Origin of the sequence: Pseudomonas sp. SHLD1, assembly GCF_028640935.1 — a bacterium.
GTDB classification, from domain to species: Bacteria; Pseudomonadota; Gammaproteobacteria; order Pseudomonadales; family Pseudomonadaceae; genus Chryseomonas; species Chryseomonas aestiva.
Genome location: NZ_JAQZAD010000019.1, coordinates 135,010 through 156,460, shown reverse-complemented (window position 1 = coordinate 156,460; position 21,451 = coordinate 135,010). Strand labels below are relative to the sequence as shown.

Genomic DNA, 21,451 nt, shown 5'->3' with positions numbered 1-21,451 from the left:
CTTGATAGTGATTACTCCGAATCTTGCCGGCCACGCCGGGAAACCGCTTGCGTGAGCAGCTCGCGGAAACGTTCGACGGGCATGGAGCCCAGGTCAACGCCCTCACGGGTACGCACGGCAACGGATCGTGTCTCAACCTCCCGGTCTCCAATAACCAGGAGATAGGGAACCTTGAGCAAAGTATGCTCGCGGATTTTAAAGCCGATCTTCTCGTTTCTCAAGTCGGCTTTGGCTCGGAAGCCCTCAGCGTTCAATTCGCCGACGACCTGCTGGGCAAAATCGGCCTGCTTGTCGGTGATATTGAGCACCACCGCCTGGGTCGGGGCGAGCCACGCCGGGAACAGACCGGCATAGTGCTCGATGAGCATGCCGATGAAGCGCTCGAAGGAACCGAGGATGGCGCGGTGCAGCATCACCGGACGCTGACGGCTGTTGTCCTCGGAGATGTAGCTGGCGTCGAGGCGCTCCGGCAGGTTGGGATCGTACTGCAGGGTACCACACTGCCAGTTACGGCCCAGGCAGTCCTTGAGGGTGAATTCGATCTTCGGTCCGTAGAAGGCGCCCTCGCCCGGCTGGTATTCCCACTCCAGACCCGAGGCATCCAGCGCATCCGCCAGGGCCTTCTCGGCGCGATCCCACAGCTCTTCGGAACCGACGCGCTTGGCCGGGCGCGTGGAGAGCTTCATGATCACGTCAGTGAAGCCGAAGTCGGCATAGACCTGCAGGGTCAGCTTGATGAAATCGGCCGCCTCCTTCTCCACCTGTTCTTCGGTGCAGAAGATATGGGCATCGTCCTGGGTGAAGCCGCGCACGCGCATGATGCCGTGCAGGGCGCCGGACGGCTCGTTGCGGTGGCAGGCACCGAACTCGGCCAGGCGCAGCGGCAGGTCGCGGTAGGACTTCAGACCCTGGTTGAACACCTGCACGTGGCAGGGGCAATTCATGGGCTTCACCGCGAAGTCGCGGTTTTCCGACGCCGTGGTGAACATGTTCTCGGCGTAGTTGGACCAGTGACCCGAGCGCTCCCACAGGATGCGATCGACCACCTGGGGCGTCTTGATCTCCTGGTAGCCGTGCTCGCGCTGGACCTTGCGCATGTACTGCTCGAGCACCTGGTAGACGGTCCAGCCGTTGGCGTGCCAGAACACCATGCCGGGCGCTTCTTCCTGCAGGTGGAAGAGATCGAGTTGCTTGCCGATGCGGCGATGGTCGCGCTTCTCGGCTTCCTCGATGCGCTGGATGTAGGCCGCCAGCTGCTTCTTGTCCGCCCAGGCGGTGCCATAGATGCGCTGCAGCTGCTCGTTCTTGGCGTCGCCACGCCAGTAGGCGCCGGACAGCTTGGTCAGCTTGAACGCCTTGAGGAAGCGAGTGTTGGGGACGTGCGGGCCCCGGCACATGTCGACGTATTCTTCGTGGTAGTACAGGCCCATGGCCTGCTCCTCGGGCATGTCATCGATCAGGCGCAGCTTGTACTCCTCACCCCGGGCCTTGAACACCTCGATGACCTCGGCGCGCGGCGTCATCTTCTTGATGACGTCGTAATCCTTGTCGATCAGCTCGCGCATCCGCGTCTCGATGGCCGAGAGGTCATCCAGGGTAAAGGGACGCTCGAAGGAGATGTCGTAGTAGAAGCCTTCGTCGATCACCGGGCCAATGACCATCTTGGCGGTCGGGAACAGCTGCTTGACCGCATGACCCACCAGGTGGGCGCAGGAGTGGCGGATGATCTCCAGACCGTCCTCGTCCTTGGCGGTGATGATCTGCAGGTTCGCATCCTGCCCGATGAGATCGCTGGCATCGCGCAGTTGGCCGTCGACACGACCGGCGATGGTGGCCTTGGCAAGACCGGCACCGATGGACTGGGCGACTTCGGCTACGGTGACGGGCTTGTCGAATGGACGTTGGCTACCGTCGGGGAGAGTAATGACAGGCATGGCGCCTCCTCAACTCAGTGGTGACCCATACCAAGGGCCACATGGTGGGATTGGCCAGTAAGCAGCCGCACCGCTGGAAATCCCGCCGCACAGTGGCAGGGCCGCAAGGCATTCCGGGCGACGCGAAAGGATCACTGGAAAGTTTGGGACGGAAATCCTTTCAGAAACTGAGACCTAGCGCAACCTCGCAAGGGGCTGTCGTCTCCCTAGCGCGCCGCGTCGGGATACTTCTTGAGGAACTGCTTCTGCATTTCCTGGCAGTTTTCCATCAGCGCCTGGCGATCCGCCGGCGAGGTGTCCGCGGCGTTGGCCCGCGCCAGGCACTGGTCGATGGCCTGTTGCTCGTTGGCGCGGCTGACCGGCGTCGCATTGTGGCGATAGACGTAGATGATGGAGCCGAAGACCACGACCGCGAACAGGATCGACAGCAGGATCAATCCCAGGCAACCACCCTTGCCGATCTGCCGGCCTTCACCACCCTGCGTCATCACTCGCTCCTCGCGGTAACGGGCCCTGCTCGCGCCTGGCGAAGCAACAAAGCCCCAAGAAAAAATCGTCCGCCAGTCTACGTGAAAACCCAGGGCCTCACGACCGAGGCAAGCGGTCACACCCCTACCCGAGAGCTCCGCAGAAGATCGACCCGGACTTCCGGAAAGTTCTACCGCGCCAAACAAACTCATGCCGGACTCGATCAAATATTTATCTTGATCAGGCACGGCAAGATCACCCGAATTCATCCACGCAAACTTGTTCAGCGGCTATTCAAGAAAAGCCCCGCCCTTATTAATTTGGTGTTAAGCGATACGACGGAGTATCGATTCCAGGCACTGCAGAACCTGGTTCTGGTACCTGAGCGATAGCCTTACTTCAATTGCATATCCGCTGGAGGCAGCAAATGAACGTCAAGAACACACTGGCAAAGAGCATGCTGGTCGTCGCCATCGTAGCCGCCTGCTCGTCTGCGGTCATCGCCGCGAACCAAGCCCCCTCGGCAAACGAGCTGGGCAGCTTCCAGGCCCTGTCCACCCAGGGGCAACGGGCCTTCACCGACATCTCTACCGCACGCCTGGAACTCTTCCAGGGGCAAACCAAGCAAGCGGTGTCCCACGTCAAGGACGCTCAACAGGCACTCAAACTTGCGCAGTCGGATAATACCGCATTGAAAAAAGCCGCAAGTGAATTGCAGGTCAAGGACAATCAGGGCAAGGCCGATACCAGTACTGCCGTAACGGCCTGGCTACCGATCTGGGGCGATACCGTGGTGCAGGACAGTTATATGGCCAGTCCGCAGAAAGTTAAGGCAGTGGCCGATGCCAATAACAAACTCAAACAGGGCGACGCCAAGGGTGCTGCAGAGACCTTGCGCCTGGCCGATGTGGACATCGATACGGCCATTGCCCTGGCACCGCTCAAGCAGACCATGACGGACGTCGACCAGGCGGCCAAGCAACTGGCCAGCGACAAGTTCTATGAGGCCAACCTGACGCTCAAGCAGGTTCAGGATGGCGTGCGCTATGCCTCGACGGCCCTGGACTTCACGGCGAACAAGCACGGCCTGCAGCCGGCAGGCTCCTTCACCGAGACCGTTACCCCAGGCAGCTGATGGCTTGGGACGCAAACAGGGTGATCGCAAGGTCGCCCTATTAAAAAACCGATGCCCAGCAAGTCCGCCTCGATCAGAGCGTGCAGAACGGGCAAACACGAAAAGGGCGACCGCTCGGATCGCCCTTTTCCATTACCTGTCACCGATGCAGATTTCGTTTGCCAGGCCCGACGGGGCCCAAACCCATACCCCTCCGGCAAAAGGCCCTGGTGAGACCTGCTCACAGTCGCTGGCGCCCAAGACATCAAGATGCCCAGACAGAGGCTGCCGCCGCAGGAGAGGCCATCGGTTTGTGGCTGCACCCAAGTCTGTCGGCGCGTTGAAGCTCCGCTCCACCCACGGATTCGCATCGGTCTTCACCCACCCTCCCTGCAGGCAGAGCTACCGGGTACTGCGATACCTCGACGCCAGGCGGCTGCCACCGCGCTCTGATCAGGCATGGCCGTCCAGCTCTACGCATACAGCCTTAAGTGCACGATTTTGCGCACTCTTGCTTAATCATGCATGATCAGCTAAGACTGGTATGAGGTGCGATCACCTCTACAGCCGCCTTATCTTGGAGCCGCCAATGCAACACGTGCAATTCGCCATCAGACAGCCTTCGGGAGCGATCGAGCAATGGGCAACTCGCGCAGGCTTTTTGATTGCAGGTTCTGCCATGGCCGCGTGGGCACCCCTGGTGCCCGTCGCCAAGGCCAGGATCGGCGCCGATGATTCGACGCTTGGCCTTCTACTGCTTTGCCTGGGCCTGGGATCCATCGTCGCGATGCCCATCGTCGGCATCCTTGCCAGCCGCCTAGGATGCCGCGCGGTTATCGCGGCCAGCTCGGTGGCTCTGGCCCTCGTGCTGCCGCTGCTTGCCGTCGCCGATTCGATTTTCGGCATGGCCCTAGCGCTGGCCCTGTTCGGAGCAAGCGTGGGCGCCCTGGACGTCGCGATCAACATTCAGGCCGTGATGGTCGAAAAGGACAGTAGTTGCAACATGATGTCCGGCTTCCACGGCCTGTTCAGTGTCGGCGGGATCGTCGGCGCTGGCGGCATGAGCGTTCTGCTGGGGGCTAGAATCCAACCGCTGATTGCGACCCTGGTGTTCAGCGTGCTGCTGATCGCTCTACTCGCGGCTTCAATCAAGGGTCTGCTGCCCTACGGCAATCATGACGCCGGGCATACCCCGCTGTTCACGCTGCCGCGCGGGATCGTCGCCTTCATCGGCCTGCTCTGTTTTCTGATCTTTCTCGGCGAAGGCGCGATCCTGGACTGGAGCGCCCTGTTCCTGATCGATGCGCATGACGTCGATCCGGCGCAGGCCGGCTTCGGCTATACGGTATTCGCGTTGGCGATGACCATTGGCCGCCTGATCGGCGACCGGATCGTGAAGGCACTGGGCGGCCTGAAGGTCGTCGTAGGCGGCGGTCTAGTCGCCGCGGCAGGCTTTCTGATGGCGGTTCTGGCACCTAGCCAGCCCTTTGCCTTCGCAGGCTTTCTACTCGTGGGCCTTGGAGCTTCCAACATCGTCCCCGTGCTCTTCAGTGCCGCCGGAAGGCAGACCCGGATGCCTGCAAGCCACGCCATCGCAGCGATTACCACCATCGGCTACGCCGGCATTCTCATCGGTCCGGCCGCGATCGGCTTCGTCGCGCAGCATTGGAGCCTGAGTGCAGCGCTGCTGCTGGTAGGTGGCGGAATGGCGTTCGTCGCGCTCACGTGGCCGATGACCGCCCGCCAGCCAGCCGCCTAATGCTTCGCCTTCCTGGGGGCGAAGACCCTAGCCCAGCGACACGCCGTGAGGGCCTGGCGGCCATTCAAGGACAGCGGGCGACGGCGGAATGGCCGAGCCGCACTATTGGTCATCGAATCCCAAATCGCCAGGACGGATCTGAAGCCCTGACCACTGGGCACTTTCCCAATCCATCCCCAAACGAAAAAAGGCGACCCTTTCGGATCGCCTTTTTTCTTACCCGCCAGCAGTGCGGGTTTTGTTTGGTAGGCACGATTGGATTCGAACCAACGACCCCCACCATGTCAAGGTGGTGCTCTAACCAACTGAGCTACGTGCCTGCTGTGGGTGCGCATTCTACAGCGCGGGACTTTAGCGTCAAGCCCTTTTTTCAGCTAAACGCCTGAAAACGTGAAATTTTTTTGAAAGCTAGGACACCCGCCGGGCTGGACGCCGCGGATAGAGCAGGATTGAAAGCCAGAGCGCGAGGGTTTCCACCGTCACCGCCAAGGCCAATCCCAGCCCTATCCCCCAGCCGATGGCTTCGGGGGTAAGCACTACCTGATAGCGATACTGCCGCAGGGTCTCGTCGCGCAGTTCGCTGTTGGGCGACACCAGGATGTGCCAGGCCCGCTGGTACCAGGGCCCCTGCAGCGCCTGCCATTCCTCGTTGAACAGCGCATTACGACGTATCAGGATGCCAAGGCTATCGGCATCGCTGCGAAATACCGGATCTTCACTGGCCTGATAGTGCGCCAGCAGACCCTCGAGACTGCCCTCGAAGTACTGCTGCGCGGTCTGCCTGAAGCCGCTCAGGGCCTGATCGGACTCCAGGCGATGGGCATCCACGCGCTGCTCGTAGTCGAGCATGAAGCCGGGAATCTGCACCCCTACCAGCAAGGCCAGGGTGAACAACAGCAGACGAATATAACTGCGCAGCATCGTGGAGTAGCTTCCTGTCTAGACGCGGCCCTGGCTGACGATCTCGCCATCCCACCAGAGATGCCATTCCCCCGGCTGGTGCAGGGTCCAGACCTCGTCGGAGGTCAATGGCTCGGTGGCGATGATAGTGACGACGTCGTTGGGCGTGGTCTCGGCCTTGAAATCGATGTGGACTTCCGCATCGCGCAACTGGGCCGGACCGAAGGGGGCGCGGCGGGTGATATGGGCGAGCTTTGTTGTGCAGAAGCTGAACAGCCAGTCGCCGTCGCTGAGCAGGCAGTTGAAGACGCCCTTCTTGCGAAAGCCATCACAGGCGTTCACCAGCTGCGGCAACAGCATCTCGACCGGGACGGGTTCGGGAAAGCGCTCGCGGACCTGATCCAGCAGGCTGCAAAAGGCCGTCTCGCTGTCGGTATCGCCCACCGGACGATAGAAACGCGGCTCGGGATGGAAATCCTGCAGCTGGCCGTTATGGGCGAAGCTCCAGTAGCGACCGCCCAGTTCCCGCACGAAGGGGTGGGTATTGGCCAGATTGACCGACCCCACGTTGGCGTGACGGATATGGCCGATCACCGTATGACTCTTGATCGGGTAGCCCTGGACCAGCTTGGCCACCTCGGAATCGGCGCCTGGCAGGGCATCCTTGAACAGGTGCAGACCCCTGCCCTCGTAGAAGGCCACGCCCCAGCCGTCCCGATGCGGACCGGTTCGGCCGCCGCGCTGCATGAGGCCCTGGAGACTGAAGACCAGATCCGTGGGCACGTTGGCACTCATGCCCAGCAATTCGCACATGTTCGTCCCTCCGGGGTGGCTGCCTGGTTCAACGGCGGCTGCAGCCGCTGCCCTTCGCCAGAATGCTGAAGGGGTCACGTCCTGGGCGCAAGCCTGGATTACAGACGGGGTTCGACGCGCTCGCTACGGCCCCGGGATTCGCGGCGCTCGACCGGGGCTGCCGGGGCCCGTGGAGCCACCGGCGATTCCGGTTGCGGATCATCCGTCGGCGCTGCTGCGGCGACCGGTGCCGGACGTGGATGGGAGCGACGGTACAGCCAGCGACAGAGGACGAAGATCAGGTAGAGCACCACGCCGATGGTGCCGGCAGCCGCCAGGTTGGCCACGGCCGACCAGGCGCTGTTGCCCACCTTGAACACCAGATCCAGCACCGTCACGGCGATCGCCGGGGCATAGAGGCCATGCTCGGCATCCACCAGGGCCGGCGTCACCAGCAGCACGGCCACCACCAGCCGGATGGGTTCGCGCAGCCAGCGCCAGAGCCAGCCGGTGGCCTTGAAAGACACCACCAACAGCAGCAGCGCGGCGATGGCGTAGACGGCCCAGGCGATCAGGTACTCTTGCTCGGTCATTGCGATCCATGGCGATAGCGGAAAGGAGAAGCCTATGATAGCGGTTTTGCCCCGCCCGCGTGCTCTTGCGCGGCGCCCAAGGAGCCCGCATGACCCAAGCCCCCACTGCCCGCCGCGCCCCCGGTGACGATCCCTACGTCTGGCTGGAGAGCCGTGACGCCCCCGAGGTGCTGGCGCACCTGGAAGCCGAGAACGCCTACCTGGAAGCCGAGCTGGCGCCCGAAGCGGCCCTGCGCGAACAGCTGTTCGAAGAGATCCGCGCGCGCATTCGCGAGACTGACCTGTCGCTGCCCATCCCCCGCGGCGACTATCTCTATTATCAGCGCACCCAGGCCGGCGACGAATACGGCCGCAACTATCGCTGCCGTCGCCCGGCCAATGGCGACCTGACGCCGGATCCGGCGACCGAGGAGCTGCTGTTCGACGGCAACGCCATCGCCGACGGCGGCTTTCTCTCGGTCGGCCGCTTCACCATCAGCCCGGACCAGACCCGGCTCGCCTACAGCCTCGACCAGGTCGGCGACGAGACCTACCGGCTCTACGTGAAGGAACTGGCCACCGGCGAGGTGACCGAACTGCCCTTCGAGGAGTGCGACGGCAGCCTGACCTGGGCCAATGACAGCCGCACCCTGTTCTTTGGCGAGCGTGACGAATCCCATCGTCCGCACAAGCTCTATCGCTACCACCTGGGCGATGCCGAGCCGCAACTGGTCTTCCACGAGACCGACGGGCGCTTCTTCCTCGGCTGCTATCGTTCGAGCTCCGAGCGCAAGCTGCTGCTCCTGTCGCACAGCAAGACCACCAGCGAAGCCTGGGTGCTGGACGCGGATCGGTCGGACGAGGCCTTTGTCTGCCTGGCGCCCCGCAAGGAAGGCCACGAGTATTTCCCCGACCATGGCGTCGATGGCTGGTACATCCGCAGCAATCAGGACGGCATCAACTTCGCGCTCTACCAGGCCGCCGAGGATAGCCCTACGCGCGCGCACTGGCAGCTGCTGGTGCCCCATGACCCGGCGGTGATGCTGGAGGATGCCAGCCTCGGCGCCCAGGCGCTGGTGCTGAGCCTGCGTACCGCCGGCCTGCCGATTCTGGAGGTGCGGCCCTACGGCCAGGCACCCTATCGCGTCGACCTGCCGGACGAGGTCTACAGCCTGGATGCCATGGACGTGCTGGAATTCGACAGCCCGGTCATGCGCCTGCGCTACGAGGCGCTCAATCGCCCCGCCGAGATCCGCGAACTGGACCTGGCCAGCGGTACTCAGCGGGTGCTCAAGCAGGTCCCGGTGGAAGGTCCGTTCGACGCCGATGCCTATGAAAGCCGCCGCCTGTGGGCCACCGCCGCCGATGGCACCCGTATCCCCATCAGCCTGGTCGGTCGTCGCGACCTGCCGCAGAGCGCCCCGCTGTACCTCTATGGCTACGGCGCCTACGGCCACAGCCTCGATCCCTGGTTCTCCCACGCCCGCCTGAGCCTGCTGGATCGCGGCGTGCGCTTCGCCATCGCCCATGTGCGCGGCGGCGGCGAGCTGGGTGAGGCCTGGTATCGCAGCGGCAAGCTGGAACACAAGCAGAACACCTTCGATGACTTCATCGCCTGCACCGAGCATCTGCTGGAACAGGGCCTGACGACCCCGCAACAGGTGGTCATCAGTGGGGGCAGCGCCGGCGGTCTGCTGATCGGCGCCGTGCTCAACCAGCGTCCGGACCTCTATGCCGCCGCCATCGCCGAAGTGCCCTTCGTCGACGTGCTCAACACCATGCTCAAGCCGGACCTGCCTTTGACCGTGACCGAGTACGACGAATGGGGCGATCCGAACGAGCCCGAGGTGCGCGCGCGCATCGCCAGCTACGCGCCCTACGAAAACGTGAAGGCCCAGGCCTATCCGGCCATCCTGGCGGTGGCCGGCTATCACGACACCCGGGTGCAGTACTGGGAAGCCGCCAAATGGGTGGCGCGACTGCGCGAGCGGCGGACCGATCAGGCGCCCCTGCTTCTGCTCAAGACCGAATTCGGCGCCGGCCATGGCGGCATGAGCGGGCGTTACCAGGCCTTGCGCGACGTGGCCCTGGAATATGCCTTCGTCTTCCGGGTACTGGACCTCACCGGCTAGGGAACGGCGGGGGCTCTGGGCAGGTCTTTTCCACAGCCAAAGGAGAATCTGCCATGCACCTAGATGCCCCCACTCCCACTCTCGCTCCTCCGCCTCGCGACGCTGCTGCCATCAAGGGCGTCGAACGCCTGGCCTCCGTGGCCGGCGGTGGTCTGCTGATCAGCCGCGGCCTGGCGCGTGGCGGTCTGCTCGGCCTGCTGACCGGCGCCACTGGCGCCTGGCTGCTGAACCGTGGCCTGCGCGGTCACTGCTCGATCAAGCGCACCCTGACCAAGGTGCGTTTCGAGCGCGACGTCCGCCGTTCGCTGGCCTGGCATTCGGCGGCCTCCCAGACCCGCCGGGTCGTCATCGCCCGCCCCCGCGATGAGCTCTATCGCTTCTGGCGCGACTTCTCCAATCTGCCAATCTTCATGCGCCATATCGAACGCGTGGACGTGCTCAACGACCGCTATTCCCACTGGGTGGTCAAGGCGCCCATGGGGCGTTTCGAATGGGACGCCGAAGTCACCGACGACGAACCGGGCCGGCTGATCGGCTGGCGCTCGTGCGGTTACGCCGGCCTGAACAACCTGGGTTGGGTCAGCTTCGCCGATGTGCCCGGTGGCACCGAGGTGACCGCGGTCATGGCCTACGAGCCGCCAGCCGGGCGCCTCGGCCATCTGTTCGCCCGCCTGCTGCGCCGCGACCCTGGCACTCGCATCGCCCAGGACCTGGCCGAGCTGAAGGTGCTGCTGGAACGCGCCCATGCGGTTGGCGATCGCTATGGCGCCGTCGAGCGCACCTCGCACATGGAGTCGCCGCTGGGCTAATGTCCTGCTGTACCGCGGCGTCTCGTCAGGACGCCGCTACCTTCCTCATGGCCATTCAGCCTCTAGCGACTTATCTCCCAACGACCCCTGAACCCGCTTTGCGACACCTCGGTGACAACCGGCGTGCGGCCTCTTGCGACGCCTAGAAAACCAATGTTAGATTTCGAACAACGGAGCTTTTAATGACAGCTCGATAACATTGCGGATCTACACCTTGACCAAGCCGCTGTTCTTCCAAGCCCTTGAAGGCGCCTTCGCCGACCTTACGCCCACCGGCAAACGCGTCGCGGGCTACCTGTTGGCCAATCCGGAAAAGCTGCCCTTCGAGACCGCCGACAGCATCGCCCAGCGCACCAACACCACCGGCATTTCCGTGGGCCGGCTGCTGCGCTCGCTGGGCTATCGCAACCTCGACGACGTCAAGCAGAGCCTGAGAGATGAAGGCCTGGAAGCCTGGCGCATCACCGACCGCTTCAGTGCCTTTCGCCAGCAGAGCGGACGCAGCGACGCCCTGGACCGCTCTCTGGCCGCAGAGCTCGCCGCCATCGAGGACGTCTACCAGCAGGCCCGCGGCCCGGTGTTCGAACAGGTGGTGCAGCAGCTGACCGGCGCGGACGCCGTGTTCATCGCCGGTATCCAGACCACCCGCGGGGTGCTCGGCAGTTTTCACAGCCTGCTGGAATACATCCGGCCCAAGGCCTTCTACGTCGACGGCCTGTCGGGCACCTACGCCGATATCTTCAACAGCGGCTTCGCCCAGCCCTACCTGGTGGTGGCCGACTTTCGCGCCTACTCCAGCGTGACCCGCAAGCTCTGCGAGAGCGCTCGCGATGCCGGGCTGCCCATGGCGCTGATCACCGACTACCACTGCCCCTGGGCGCGGGACTATCCCGCCGACCTGCTGCAACTGCGCCTGGAGGTTGGCCAGTTCTGGGACTCCCTGGCGCCGCTGGCCTGCCTGCTGAACCTGCTGGTGTCAGCGGTGGCGGATCGCTCGGGCGATGCCCTGGAACAGCGTCTGGCCAGCAACCGCGCCCTGCAGCAGCGCTTCGGGCAATTCGAATGAGCCCTGGCCCTCTTCTTCATCCCAAGGAAGCACCCCGTACCGTGAACCATCCAGAACTCGTCGAGATCGACGCCGACCACTACGGCGTCGCCATCCACCTGGTCTATGCGACCGCCGACAACCTGGCCGGCAAGGTGCTCTACCAGGACGCCCACTGCCTGCTGCATCGGGATGCCGCCGTCCGCCTGCAACGCGCCAGCGCGCTGGCGCAGCAGGCCGGTCTGCGCCTGCAGGTACTGGATGCCTACCGCCCGGCCTATGCCCAAGAGCTGCTGTGGCGGGTACTGCCGGACGCCCAGTACGTAAGCGATCCGGCGCAGGGGTCGCACCACAGTCGCGGCGTGGCCGTGGACGTGACCCTGCTCGACGAGGCCGGTGAACCGCTGGACATGGGTACCGGCTTCGACGACATGCGCGAGCTGTCGCACCTGTTCAATCCGGCGCTGCCCGCCGCCGCCCAGCGCAACCGCCTGCTGCTGCTGGGCATCATGCAGAGCGCCGGCTTCACCTTCATTCCCAGCGAGTGGTGGCACTTCGAACTGCCCGACGCCCGCCGCTATGCACTGATCGACTACCACCATCTCAGCCAGGAGGAGCTCGCCGCCCTGCTGAACTGATCCTGCCGGCGACCGGGTCATTCGAATCCGGCGCCGCGAGCCCTTCGCTCGACCGCCTTGCCCACTGCCGAAACACCCATAAACCCAAACAATCCGAGGTACCGGCATGTTCTCGTCTTCGCGCACCCACGTTTCATCGGCGTCCCGCGTGCTCGCCCTGGTTTCCCTGCTGGGCCTCGGCGCCTGGCAACCGGCCAGCGCCGCCACCGCGACCGACACCCTGGTCATCGGCAAGCCTGCGGATCTGCAGACCGTCGATCCGGGCGTGACCTTCGACAACAACGACTGGACCGTGACCTATCCGGCCTACCAGCGCCTGATGCGCTACAAGGTGGAAGACGGCAAGGGCAGCACCGACGTCGAGGGCGACCTGGCCAGCGGCTGGACCGTCTCTCCGGACAACCTGGTGTGGACCTTCACCCTGAAGCCCGGCAACAGGTTCGACGATGGCAGCGAGGTCACGGCCGAGGCGGTCAAGTTCTCCGTCGAGCGCCTGATGAAGCTCAAGCAGGGCCCGTCCAGCATCTTCCCGGCGGACATGGCTGTGACCGTGGTGGATCCGCAGACGATCAGATTCATCCTGCAGAAGCCCTTCGCGCCCTTCCTCTTCGCCCTGGCCCACGACGGCGCCAGCGTGATCAACCCCAAGGTGGCCGGCACCCACGGCAAGGACGTGGACGCCTGGCTGGCCGGCCACACAGCCGGCTCCGGCGCCTATCGCCTGGCCGCCTGGCAGAAGGGCCAGTCGCTGACCCTGGAGCCCAACCCGCACTACGCCGGCAAGGCGCCCACGCTCAAGCAGGTGGTGATACGCATCATCGCCGAACCATCGGTACGGCGCCTGCAACTGGAACAGGGTGACCTGGACATCATCGAGGACCTGCCCGAAGACCAGGTCAAGGCCCTGGCGCAGAAGTCCGGCTTCGTCACCACCGCCTACCCCTCGCTGCGGGTGACCTACCTCTACCTCAACAACAGGCGCGCGCCCCTGAACGACGTCAACGCGCGCAAAGCCGTGGTCGACTCCCTCGACTACCAGGGCATCGTCGAAGGCATCGCCATGGGCAAGGCCAAGCTCATGAACGGTCCGATCCCGGACGGCATGTGGGGGCATGATCCGAGCCTGCCAATGCCCAGGCAGGATTTGGAAGCCGCCCAGGCCGCCCTGGGCAAGGCGCCCAAGGTGCGGGAGCTGCAATTCCTCTACTCGGACAAGGATCCGGCCTGGGAGCCCATCGGCCTGACCCTGCAGGCAGGCCTGGGCACCCTTGGCGTCAACCTGAAGATGGAGAAGCTGGCCAACGCCACCTTCCGCGAACGCCTGGGCAAGGGCGACTTCGACGTCGCCATCGGCAACTGGAGTCCGGACTTCGCCGACCCCTACATGTTCATGAACTTCTGGTTCGACAGCACCAATGCGGGGCTGGCGGGCAACCGCGCCTTCTACAGCAATCCCAAGGTGGACCAGCTGCTGCGCGACGCCGCCAGCGTCAGTGACGTGGCCCAGCGCAAGGCGCTGTACCAGGAGGCCCAGAAGATCGTGGTGGGCGACGCCGCCTACGCCTACCTCTACCAGAAGGCCTACACAGTGCCGATGCGCGCCGCGGTCAAGGGGTACGTGTTCAACCCCATGCTCGAGCAGGTCTTCGATTTCGCTGCGATGTCCAAGTAAGGGCGACGGGTGCCGGCGCGCTCCGGCACCCGCCTCGCGAGGTATGCCATGGCCTTCTTCCACCTGCTGCGCAAGCAGCTGACCGATATCCTCATCGTGGTGATCGGGGTGTCCCTGATCACCTTCGTCATCTCCCACCTGATCCCGGGCGATCCGGCGCGGCTGATCGCCGGCGAGCGTGCCAGTGACGAGATCGTCGCCGGCATCCGTCAGCAGCTGGGCCTGGACCTGCCGCTCTACCAGCAATACTTCCGCTACATGGGGGACCTGCTACAGGGCGATCTGGGGCAGTCGATCCGCACCCATCGCCCGGTGCTGGAAGACCTCCGGCTGTTCTTCCCGGCCACCCTGGAGCTGGCCCTGGCGGCGCTGCTGCTGTCGATCCTCATCGGCGTGCCGCTGGGCGTGCTCTCGGCGGTCTACAACAACCGCTGGATCGATCACATCAGCCGTACCCTGGCGGTGGCCGGCATCTCCACCCCGGCCTTCTGGCTGGGCCTGGGGCTGATCGTGCTGTTCTACGGGCACCTCGGCTGGCTGCCGGGCGGCGGGCGCCTGGACCAGGGGCTAACACCACCGCCCGCGGTGACCGGCTTCTATCTGATCGACACCCTGCTGGCGGGGGATCTCACCGGCTTCGTCAGCGCGGCCAGGCACCTGTTGTTGCCGGCGGTGACCCTGGCCTTCGTCAACCTGGGCGTCATCACCCGGCAGATCCGCGGCGCCATGCTCGAACAGCTGGGCGAGGACTATATCCGCACCGCCCGCGCCTACGGTCTGTCGCAGACCACCGTGGTGCTGCGCCACGCGCTGCCCAACGCGCTTATTCCCTCGATCACGGTGATCGGCCTGGCCCTGGGCGACCTGCTCTATGGCGCGGTGCTCACTGAGACCGTGTTCGCCTGGCCGGGCATGGGCGCCTACGTCGTCAAGTCGATCCAGGCGCTGGATTTCCCGGCGGTCATGGGCTTCGCCATCGTGGTGTCCTTCATCTACGTCCTGCTCAACCGCTTCATCGACCTGCTCTACCGGCTGGTCGATCCCCGCATCGGCAAGGTGAACTAGCATGACGACCCTGACCGCCTCGCGCCCTGGCTGGCGCGAGCAGACCGCCTGGCTGGCCTGGCGCATCCGCCGCAATCCGCTGATGCTCACGGGGCTGGTGATCACCCTGCTGGTGCTGCTGTGCATGGTCGCCGCGCCCTGGCTGGCGCCCTATCAGCCCAACGCGCTGAAACTCACCGCCCGCCTGCAGGCACCCAGCGCCCTGCACTGGTTCGGCACCGACGAGGTGGGTCGCGACCTGCTCAGCCGGGTGATCTACGGCAGCCGCCAGTCGGTGGGCGTCGGCCTGTTCGTGGCCTTTGCCGCCTGCGCCATCGGCGGCCTGCTCGGCTGCCTGTCGGGCATCGTCGGCGGCGCCTTCGATCGCCTGATGATGCGCCTGATGGACATCATTCTCTCGGTGCCTTCGCTGGTGCTGATCATGGCCCTGGCTGCCGCCCTCGGACCGAGCCTGTTCAACGCCATGCTGGCCATCACCCTGGTGCGCATCCCCTTCTATGTGCGCCTGGCGCGCGGCCAGACCCTGAGCATCCGCCAGCTGGCCTACGTCCAGGCGGCGCGCACCTTCGGCGCCGGCAGATGGCACCTGGTGCACTGGCACGTGGCACGCAACGCCATGCCGCCGCTGCTGGTGCAATTCAGCCTGGACATCGGCAACGCCATCCTCATGGCCTCGGCACTGGGCTTCATCGGCCTCGGCGCCCAGCCGCCCACCGCGGAATGGGGCGTGATGGTCGCCAGCGGCCGCAATTTCATCCTCGACCAGTGGTGGTACTCGACCTTCCCGGGCCTGGCGATCCTGGTGACCGCCATCGGTTTCAACCTGCTGGGCGATGGCATCCGCGATCTGCTCGATCCTCGTCAAAAGGGCAAATGACATGGGCCAGCCCGTTCTGCACATCGACCAGCTGAATCTGGAATTCCTCGGCTTTCGCAGCAGCGCCAAGGCGCTCAACGGCGTCAGCCTGAGCGTGGCCCCCGGCGAGATCGTCGGCGTGGTGGGCGAGTCCGGCTCGGGCAAGTCGGTGACCGCCATGCTCACCCTCGGCCTCCTGCCACCCGGCAGCTACCGGGTCACCGGCGGCAGCGTCAATCTGGTGGGCCACGACATGCTCGCCTTGAGCGAACGCCAGCTGATGGAAGTGCGCGGCCGCGAGGCAGCGATGATCTTCCAGGAGCCGATGACCGCGCTCAATCCGACGCGGCGCATCGGTCGCCAGTTGCTGGACGTGATTCGCCGCCATACCGCGCTGGATGCCGCCCAGGCCCGCGCCAAGGCCATCGAGCTGCTCAAGGACATGCACATCGCCGATCCCGAGCAGATCCTCGAACGCTATCCCTTCGAGCTGTCCGGCGGCATGCGCCAGCGCATCATGATCGCCCTGGCCTTCTCCTGCGATCCGCAGCTACTGATCGCCGATGAGCCGACGACTGCGCTGGACGTCACGGTGCAGCGTCAGGTGCTGCTTCTGCTGCGCGAAAAGGCACGGGCTCGGGGCACCGCCATCCTGTTGATCACCCATGACATGGCCCTGGTCGCACAATTCTGCGATCGCGTCTATGTGATGTACGCCGGCGGCATCGTCGAACAGGGCGCTACCGCGGCGGTCATGCAGGCACCCCGGCATCCCTACACCCAGGGCCTGATGGCCTGCCTGCCGGAAAAGGCGGTGCCGGGCAGCGACCTGGCCAGCATCCCCGGACAGGTGCCCAACCTGGCCCAGCTGCCTGACGGCTGCAGCTTCAAGGATCGTTGCAGTCGGCGCCATGAGCGCTGCGAGACGCGCCCCGCGCTGCTGCCGACGGACACCCCCGATCACCTGAACGCCTGCTGGCTGCAGGCGGAGGACGCTCCGGCATGAACACCCTTTCTCCGCCTGCCGTACCGCTGATCGAGCTCAGCGGCGTCGAGGTTCGCTATCCGGTGGGCCGCGACTGGCTCGGGCGCACGAAGGGCCAGGCCCATGCCCTCAACGGCATCGACCTGCGGCTCTTTTCCGGCGAGACCCTGGGCGTGCTCGGCGAATCCGGCTGCGGCAAGAGCACCCTGGCCCAGGTCCTGATGGGGCTGGTGGAGCCGGTGAGCGGCTCCCTTCAGGGCACGGCCCGTGGCGAGCGCAACATCCAGATCGTCTTCCAGGACCCGCAGTCCTCGCTGGATCCGCGCCTGCCGGTATGGAAGCTGATCACCGAGCCGCTGGTGGTGCGGGGTCGCAGCTCCTCTGTCGAATTGCGCGCCCTGGCCGAGCGCCTGGCGGTGCAGGTCGGTATCCGTCCCGAATACCTGGATCGCTACCCGCACCAGTTCTCCGGCGGCCAGCGCCAGCGGATCGCCATCGCCCGGGCGCTGTCGTCGGATCCGGACGTCATCATTCTCGACGAGCCCACCTCGGCCCTGGACATCTCGGTGCAGGCCCAGATCCTCAACCTGCTGGCCCACCTGCAACGCGAACGCGGCCTGACCTTCGTGCTGATTTCCCACAACGTCTCGGTGGTGCGCCACCTGGCCGACCGGGTGGCGGTAATGTACCTGGGGCAGATCGTCGAGCTGGGGGCGGCGGCGGAGGTGCTGGAGCATCCCAGCCATCCCTATACCCGACTCCTGCTGGAGGCGGTGCCGCGGCTGGATCAGCCGCTCACGGGCAATGCCGCGGCGCAGCGCACCGAGTTGCCGGGCAACCGGGTGCTGCCGAGTGGCTGTTTCTTTCGGGATCGCTGTCCGCAGGCGGGCGCCGGTTGCGAGCGACCCCAGGCGCTACTGCCAGGTGAGTTGGCGGAGGTACGCTGCCATCGCGCAACGGGCCTGACCACACTGCGGCGAGCCAGCCCCGCGGTGGTCTGAAGCCGGGATCAGCCCGCGCGGAAGATCAGGTAGTCTTCCCAGTCGTCTTCGGCGACCTGGGTCTCGCTGAGCATGCGGCCGGACTGGGAGATGCCGGCCTTGTGCACCGCCTCGCGGTCGTCGCAGATCAGCGGGTGCCACTCGGGCAGATCCTTGCCTTCGGCCACCAGGCGATAGCCGCAGGTGGGCGGCAGCCAGGCGAACTGGTCGGCCTGGGCCGGGGTGAGCTGGATGCAGTCGGGGACGAAGCGGGTACGCTCGGCGTAGCGGCTGCACTGGCAGGTCTTGAGATCCAGCAGCTTGCAGGCGATGCGCGTGTAGTAGACGGCGCCGTCGTCCTCGTCTTCGAGTTTCTGCAGGCAGCACAGGCCACAGCCGTCGCACAGCGACTCCCATTCCTGGGCATCGAGCTGATCGAGGGTCTTGCGCTTCCAGAACGGCTGAGTGATGGCGGCCATGGCAGAGATCGTGGCAAGGAAAGGGGGCGCGCAGTCTAGTGCCGCACGCCGCGAGCGCCAAGCACCGTTCGCGCCCTTGTCGACTCCGCCCGACCGGATTACCGTGCCGGACTCCCCTTTCCTCCCGTGGTGAAGCCATGACCAGCAGCAGCCGTACGCCCCAGTATCCCGTCGATCCCCAGTTCGTCCAGCGCTGGTCGCCCCGCGCCTTCGACCCGGTCGCCATCGAGGAAGAAACCCTGCTCGGTTTCATCGAGGCCGCGCGCTGGGCGCCGTCGGCGTTCAACGCCCAGCCCTGGCGCTTCCTCTATGCACGACGCGACGACGCCCATTGGGCGCTGTTCCTGTCGCTGATCAGTGAATTCAACCGCGGCTGGGCGCAGCACGCCTCGGCGCTGGTGATCATCCTGTCGAAGACCACCCTGCTGCGCGCCAGCAGTGGCGAGGAAGTCCCCTTCCCCAGCCACAGCTTCGATGCCGGTGCGGCCTGGGCCTACCTGGCGCTGCAGGCGACCAATGCCGGCTGGCACGCCCACGGCATGGCGGGCATCGATCGCGAAGGCATCCAGCGTGAGCTGAAGGTGCCGGCAGCGTTCAAGGTCGAGTTGGCGGTGGCCATCGGCAGGCTGGGCGACAAGGCCAGCCTGCCGGAGTCCCTGCAGGGGCGCGAGTTGCCCAGTCCGCGCCTGACCGTCGAGGAGCTGGCGGTGGCCGGGCCCTATACCTTCGACTGAGCGGCCAGGTCGACGGCGCCGCGCAGGGACTGCCCCTGTTGCAGGCGCTGGAGGTTGTCGAGAAACAGCCGGACCGCCGCCGCCGGCGGCGTGGGCCCGGCGACATGGGCGGTGAGGTGCAGGTTGGGTGTCTGCCAGAAGGGATGCCCGGCCGGCAGCGGCTCCTGACGGAACACGTCCAGCACCGCCCCGGCCAGCTGCCCGCTCTCCAACGCGGCGATCAGCTCGGCGTCGACCACGCTGGTGCCGCGTCCGGCATTGATGAACAAGGCACCTGCCGGCAAGGCGGCGAAGAAGTCCGCATCGTAGAGATCCCGGGTGCTGCCGCTGTCCGGCAACAGATTGACCACGAAGTCCGCATCCCGCGCCGCCTGGCGCAGTTCCGCGAGCGGCACCACCCGGGCGAAGCCAGGCAGGGTCCGTGCGCTGCGGGCGACGCCGGTGAGGCTCATGCCGAACGGCGCGAACAGGCGGGCGATGTCCTGGCCGATGTCCCCCGCCCCGACCAGCAACAGGCGCCGCCCGGCCAGGGTGCCTGGCGCCCGGGTATCCCAGCGTCCTTCCCGCTGACTGAGCTGCCGCGCAGCCACCTGGCGCTCAAACTGCAGCAGATAGGTCAGGACGTATTCGCCGATGCTCTGGCCGAACAGGCCCACCGCCCTGCTGAAGCGATAGTCGCAGGGCAGATCCGCGGCCAGCAGCGGTGCGTAGCCGGCCCAGGTCGATTGCAGCCAGAGCGGCCTGCCGCCCGCGCGCAACAGGGCCGCGGCGCGATCGGGCTGGCCGAGCCAGTAGCACGGCTGCCGCGCCAGACGCACGGCCTCGGCCGGGTCCGCCGGTACCTGCAGGTCCAGCCCCGGCGCCCACTGGCGCCAGGCATCGACGTAGCCGGCCGGCGCGTCTTCCAGCAGCAGGACGGCGGTCATAGCGGATCGTTGAGCCGCAGCAGCTCCTCGGGCAGGTGCTCGAGGTAGTCATCGCGCTCCAGCTCCGGCGGCGGCATCTGCAGGTGATAGCCCTGCTTGGCGATGTTCTCGAGGACCTTGGCGACATCTTCCCGCGCCAGCTTGCGCTCCGGGGTCAGCACGAACTCGAAGGCCAGCGCCGGGGGGCCGAATGCCGTGAGCAGCCCCTCGGGGACAGGTTTCAGGCCTTTGAGCTTGTCGACATAGAGGTACATTTCCGGCTTGCGCGGGCTTCGGTAGATGGAGCAGAGCAATTTCATGGGGTGTCTTCCAGGGGCGCCGGCGGGGTGCGTTGCGCCTGCAGGTGATCGAGAAGGGCCTGGCCGAAGCGCTCGCGACGCCAACCGCGCAGATTCGCCGGTAACTGGTAGTCGCCATCGGGCCAGCCGGTGAGCAGCAGGGCTTCGAGCACCTTCTTGCGCAGCATCAGTTCCGGCGCCATGCCCAGGGCCTCGGCATCCCGTTCGCCGATGGCGCGCAAGGCCTTGAGTAGCGGCGACGCCTCGTGGGGCAAGGGTTCGGCCTGCAGCGCCGGCCATTGCTCAGCCGGGGTGGCCGCGCCTTCGGCAATCAGCGCCAGCAGGGTATCGCCGTCCTGGCGCACGGTGCGCGGGTGCATGTCGTCGATGCGCGCCAGGGCCTGCTTGTCGGTGGGCTGGAAACGCGCCAGCGGCCACAGCGAGCGTTCGCGCAGGACATGGTTGCGCGGCTGGTCACGCTCGCGGGCCTTGACCTCGCGCCAGTGGCAGAGCACCCGCAGCACCGCCAGCTGCTGGCGCGACAGGCGCCAGGCCAGCTTGACGTCGCGATAGGCTTCCCAGGGATCGCTGATACGGCGCAGATTGGCCACCAGCTCGGCGCCATCCTCCAGCAGCCAGGCACGCCGCTGTTCATCCAGGCGCGCGTCGAGATAGAGATAGACGTCGACCAGATAGGTCACGTCGGCCGCCGCGTAGCGCTCCTGCAGCGGCGTCAGGGGGCGTTGCAGCCAGTCGGAGCGGGTCTCGTCCTTGGGGATGTCGATCTTGAGCACTTCGGCGACCAGCCGCGAATAACCCATGGAATGGGCCAGTCCCAGATAGGCCGCCGCCAGCTGGGTGTCGTACAGCGGTTGCGGCAGGCTGCCGGTCAGGCGCAGCAACACTTCCAGGTCTTCGCTGCAGGCGTGCAGCACCTTGACCACCGCCGGGTCCTCCAGCAGCGCGGCGAAGGCTGTCCAGTCGCCGATGCACAGGGGATCGACCAGGTAGGCCTGTTGGCCGTCGCCGATCTGGATCAGGCCGGCCTTGGGATAGAAGGTGTCGACCCGCATGAATTCGGTGTCGAGGGCGATGAAGGGCAGGGTCTGGCAGCGCGCGCAGAGGGCGGCCAGCGCCGCGTCGTCGCGGATCCAGTGAGGGGCAGAAGTCAAGGGCGCACTCCGAACAGATGAGCCGACAGTATAAGCCACCCGGGCCGGTTCTTCGGTGCCGCTTGACGCCCCTGTCACACACGGGGAAGCGTGGCATTCAGCGGCTTTCCAGGCGGGTTCGTCGGATGAACGCCTGATGAC

The 21,451-nt window shown here is 65.6% G+C and carries 21 protein-coding genes and 1 tRNA gene; 12 read left to right on the top strand and 10 right to left on the bottom strand.

Annotated features, from left to right (window positions below; all coding sequences use genetic code 11):
* Window positions 1–11 precede the first annotated feature (11 nt).
* Both thrS and PVZ77_RS14800 read right to left on the bottom strand, forming a co-directional pair.
* Window positions 12–1,934, bottom strand: coding sequence for a threonine--tRNA ligase (gene thrS, locus PVZ77_RS14805; protein ID WP_273809189.1), 1,923 nt, complete (start codon window positions 1,932–1,934; stop codon window positions 12–14).
* Between the two features lie 206 nt (window positions 1,935–2,140).
* Window positions 2,141–2,422, bottom strand: a complete 282-nt coding sequence (locus PVZ77_RS14800) for a hypothetical protein (protein WP_158891983.1) — start codon at window positions 2,420–2,422, stop codon at window positions 2,141–2,143.
* Window positions 2,423–2,829: 407 nt separating this feature from the next.
* On the opposite strand from PVZ77_RS14800, the gene PVZ77_RS14795 reads away from it, so the two are divergent.
* Window positions 2,830–3,537 (top strand): YfdX family protein, encoded by a 708-nt coding sequence (locus PVZ77_RS14795; protein ID WP_273809187.1) that lies wholly within the window; start codon window positions 2,830–2,832, stop codon window positions 3,535–3,537.
* 568 nt (window positions 3,538–4,105) lie between these two features.
* Window positions 4,106–5,275, top strand: a complete 1,170-nt coding sequence (locus tag PVZ77_RS14790) for an MFS transporter (protein ID WP_273809185.1) — start codon at window positions 4,106–4,108, stop codon at window positions 5,273–5,275.
* A gap of 243 nt (window positions 5,276–5,518) precedes the next feature.
* On the opposite strand, the gene PVZ77_RS14785 is transcribed toward PVZ77_RS14790, so the two are convergent.
* From PVZ77_RS14785 to PVZ77_RS14770, 4 genes are all read right to left on the bottom strand, one after another.
* Window positions 5,519–5,595 (bottom strand) — tRNA-Val (locus PVZ77_RS14785).
* 88 nt (window positions 5,596–5,683) lie between these two features.
* Window positions 5,684–6,196 (bottom strand): DUF2937 family protein, encoded by a 513-nt coding sequence (locus PVZ77_RS14780; RefSeq protein WP_273809184.1) that lies wholly within the window; start codon window positions 6,194–6,196, stop codon window positions 5,684–5,686.
* Between the two features lie 18 nt (window positions 6,197–6,214).
* Window positions 6,215–6,988, bottom strand: a complete 774-nt coding sequence (locus tag PVZ77_RS14775) for a class II glutamine amidotransferase (RefSeq protein WP_027596905.1) — start codon at window positions 6,986–6,988, stop codon at window positions 6,215–6,217.
* Window positions 6,989–7,086: 98 nt separating this feature from the next.
* Entirely contained in the window at window positions 7,087–7,560 is a 474-nt protein-coding gene (locus PVZ77_RS14770; RefSeq protein ID WP_273809181.1) for an MFS transporter, read from the bottom strand.
* An 89-nt stretch (window positions 7,561–7,649) separates the two neighbouring features.
* Here PVZ77_RS14770 and PVZ77_RS14765 point away from each other — a divergent pair, with 89 nt between their 5' ends.
* From PVZ77_RS14765 to PVZ77_RS14725, 9 genes are all read left to right on the top strand, one after another.
* Window positions 7,650–9,671, top strand: a complete 2,022-nt coding sequence (locus PVZ77_RS14765) for a S9 family peptidase (RefSeq protein WP_273809180.1) — start codon at window positions 7,650–7,652, stop codon at window positions 9,669–9,671.
* 53 nt (window positions 9,672–9,724) lie between these two features.
* Complete coding sequence (locus tag PVZ77_RS14760; protein WP_273809179.1) at window positions 9,725–10,480, top strand: SRPBCC family protein; 756 nt, start codon at window positions 9,725–9,727, stop codon at window positions 10,478–10,480.
* Window positions 10,481–10,694: 214 nt separating this feature from the next.
* Window positions 10,695–11,546 (top strand): MurR/RpiR family transcriptional regulator, encoded by an 852-nt coding sequence (locus PVZ77_RS14755; RefSeq protein WP_273809177.1) that lies wholly within the window; start codon window positions 10,695–10,697, stop codon window positions 11,544–11,546.
* Window positions 11,547–11,587: 41 nt separating this feature from the next.
* Window positions 11,588–12,163 carry a D-alanyl-D-alanine dipeptidase gene (gene ddpX / locus PVZ77_RS14750; RefSeq protein ID WP_273809176.1) on the top strand — a complete coding sequence of 192 codons (576 nt, stop codon included), beginning with the start codon at window positions 11,588–11,590 and terminating at the stop codon, window positions 12,161–12,163.
* Between the two features lie 106 nt (window positions 12,164–12,269).
* The gene (locus PVZ77_RS14745) at window positions 12,270–13,835 is read left to right on the top strand and encodes an ABC transporter substrate-binding protein (protein ID WP_273809175.1); all 1,566 of its coding nucleotides are present in this window, start codon (window positions 12,270–12,272) and stop codon (window positions 13,833–13,835) included.
* Window positions 13,836–13,883: 48 nt separating this feature from the next.
* Window positions 13,884–14,900 carry an ABC transporter permease gene (locus tag PVZ77_RS14740; RefSeq protein ID WP_273809173.1) on the top strand — a complete coding sequence of 339 codons (1,017 nt, stop codon included), beginning with the start codon at window positions 13,884–13,886 and terminating at the stop codon, window positions 14,898–14,900.
* Window position 14,901: 1 nt separating this feature from the next.
* Window positions 14,902–15,777, top strand: coding sequence for a D,D-dipeptide ABC transporter permease (gene ddpC, locus PVZ77_RS14735; protein WP_273809170.1), 876 nt, complete (start codon window positions 14,902–14,904; stop codon window positions 15,775–15,777).
* Window position 15,778: 1 nt separating this feature from the next.
* The gene (locus PVZ77_RS14730; protein ID WP_273809169.1) at window positions 15,779–16,762 is read left to right on the top strand and encodes an ABC transporter ATP-binding protein; all 984 of its coding nucleotides are present in this window, start codon (window positions 15,779–15,781) and stop codon (window positions 16,760–16,762) included.
* Complete coding sequence (locus PVZ77_RS14725; RefSeq protein WP_273809167.1) at window positions 16,759–17,742, top strand: oligopeptide/dipeptide ABC transporter ATP-binding protein; 984 nt, start codon at window positions 16,759–16,761, stop codon at window positions 17,740–17,742. Before PVZ77_RS14730 ends, PVZ77_RS14725 begins: the two co-directional genes overlap by 4 nt.
* Before the next feature lie 8 nt (window positions 17,743–17,750).
* Here PVZ77_RS14725 and PVZ77_RS14720 read toward each other — a convergent pair whose 3' ends face one another.
* Window positions 17,751–18,200 (bottom strand): YcgN family cysteine cluster protein, encoded by a 450-nt coding sequence (locus PVZ77_RS14720; protein WP_058762427.1) that lies wholly within the window; start codon window positions 18,198–18,200, stop codon window positions 17,751–17,753.
* 137 nt (window positions 18,201–18,337) lie between these two features.
* On the opposite strand from PVZ77_RS14720, the gene PVZ77_RS14715 reads away from it, so the two are divergent.
* On the top strand, window positions 18,338–18,934 hold the full coding sequence (locus PVZ77_RS14715; protein ID WP_273809159.1) for a nitroreductase family protein: 597 nt from the start codon (window positions 18,338–18,340) through the stop codon (window positions 18,932–18,934).
* Here the strand turns inward: PVZ77_RS14715 and PVZ77_RS14710 are convergent.
* From PVZ77_RS14710 to rnd, 3 genes are read right to left on the bottom strand one after another with little or no spacing between them, the layout of a single operon-like run.
* A complete protein-coding gene (locus PVZ77_RS14710) occupies window positions 18,919–19,860 on the bottom strand; it encodes a D-2-hydroxyacid dehydrogenase (RefSeq protein ID WP_273809157.1) in 942 nt (313 codons plus the stop codon). The two genes, PVZ77_RS14715 and PVZ77_RS14710, sit on opposite strands and share 16 nt — an antisense overlap.
* Window positions 19,857–20,159 (bottom strand): YcgL domain-containing protein, encoded by a 303-nt coding sequence (locus PVZ77_RS14705; RefSeq protein ID WP_273809156.1) that lies wholly within the window; start codon window positions 20,157–20,159, stop codon window positions 19,857–19,859. The genes PVZ77_RS14710 and PVZ77_RS14705 overlap by 4 nt, the downstream gene beginning before the upstream one ends.
* Complete coding sequence (rnd, locus tag PVZ77_RS14700; RefSeq protein WP_273809155.1) at window positions 20,156–21,310, bottom strand: ribonuclease D; 1,155 nt, start codon at window positions 21,308–21,310, stop codon at window positions 20,156–20,158. The genes PVZ77_RS14705 and rnd overlap by 4 nt, the downstream gene beginning before the upstream one ends.
* Window positions 21,311–21,451: the final 141 nt, after the last annotated feature.

Excerpts from the sequence above, each read along its gene's own strand:
- thrS (WP_273809189.1), bottom strand. The coding sequence starts at position 1,934 with ATGCCTGTCATTACTCTCCCCGACGGTAGCCAACGTCCATTCGACAAG.
- PVZ77_RS14800 (WP_158891983.1), bottom strand. The coding sequence starts at position 2,422 with ATGACGCAGGGTGGTGAAGGCCGGCAGATCGGCAAGGGTGGTTGCCTG.
- PVZ77_RS14795 (WP_273809187.1), top strand. The coding sequence starts at position 2,830 with ATGAACGTCAAGAACACACTGGCAAAGAGCATGCTGGTCGTCGCCATC.
- PVZ77_RS14790 (WP_273809185.1), top strand. The coding sequence starts at position 4,106 with ATGCAACACGTGCAATTCGCCATCAGACAGCCTTCGGGAGCGATCGAG.
- PVZ77_RS14780 (WP_273809184.1), bottom strand. The coding sequence starts at position 6,196 with ATGCTGCGCAGTTATATTCGTCTGCTGTTGTTCACCCTGGCCTTGCTG.
- PVZ77_RS14775 (WP_027596905.1), bottom strand. The coding sequence starts at position 6,988 with ATGTGCGAATTGCTGGGCATGAGTGCCAACGTGCCCACGGATCTGGTC.
- PVZ77_RS14770 (WP_273809181.1), bottom strand. The coding sequence starts at position 7,560 with ATGACCGAGCAAGAGTACCTGATCGCCTGGGCCGTCTACGCCATCGCC.
- PVZ77_RS14765 (WP_273809180.1), top strand. The coding sequence starts at position 7,650 with ATGACCCAAGCCCCCACTGCCCGCCGCGCCCCCGGTGACGATCCCTAC.
- PVZ77_RS14760 (WP_273809179.1), top strand. The coding sequence starts at position 9,725 with ATGCACCTAGATGCCCCCACTCCCACTCTCGCTCCTCCGCCTCGCGAC.
- PVZ77_RS14745 (WP_273809175.1), top strand. The coding sequence starts at position 12,270 with ATGTTCTCGTCTTCGCGCACCCACGTTTCATCGGCGTCCCGCGTGCTC.
- PVZ77_RS14740 (WP_273809173.1), top strand. The coding sequence starts at position 13,884 with ATGGCCTTCTTCCACCTGCTGCGCAAGCAGCTGACCGATATCCTCATC.
- ddpC (WP_273809170.1), top strand. The coding sequence starts at position 14,902 with ATGACGACCCTGACCGCCTCGCGCCCTGGCTGGCGCGAGCAGACCGCC.
- PVZ77_RS14730 (WP_273809169.1), top strand. The coding sequence starts at position 15,779 with ATGGGCCAGCCCGTTCTGCACATCGACCAGCTGAATCTGGAATTCCTC.
- PVZ77_RS14725 (WP_273809167.1), top strand. The coding sequence starts at position 16,759 with ATGAACACCCTTTCTCCGCCTGCCGTACCGCTGATCGAGCTCAGCGGC.
- PVZ77_RS14720 (WP_058762427.1), bottom strand. The coding sequence starts at position 18,200 with ATGGCCGCCATCACTCAGCCGTTCTGGAAGCGCAAGACCCTCGATCAG.
- PVZ77_RS14715 (WP_273809159.1), top strand. The coding sequence starts at position 18,338 with ATGACCAGCAGCAGCCGTACGCCCCAGTATCCCGTCGATCCCCAGTTC.
- PVZ77_RS14710 (WP_273809157.1), bottom strand. The coding sequence starts at position 19,860 with ATGACCGCCGTCCTGCTGCTGGAAGACGCGCCGGCCGGCTACGTCGAT.
- PVZ77_RS14705 (WP_273809156.1), bottom strand. The coding sequence starts at position 20,159 with ATGAAATTGCTCTGCTCCATCTACCGAAGCCCGCGCAAGCCGGAAATG.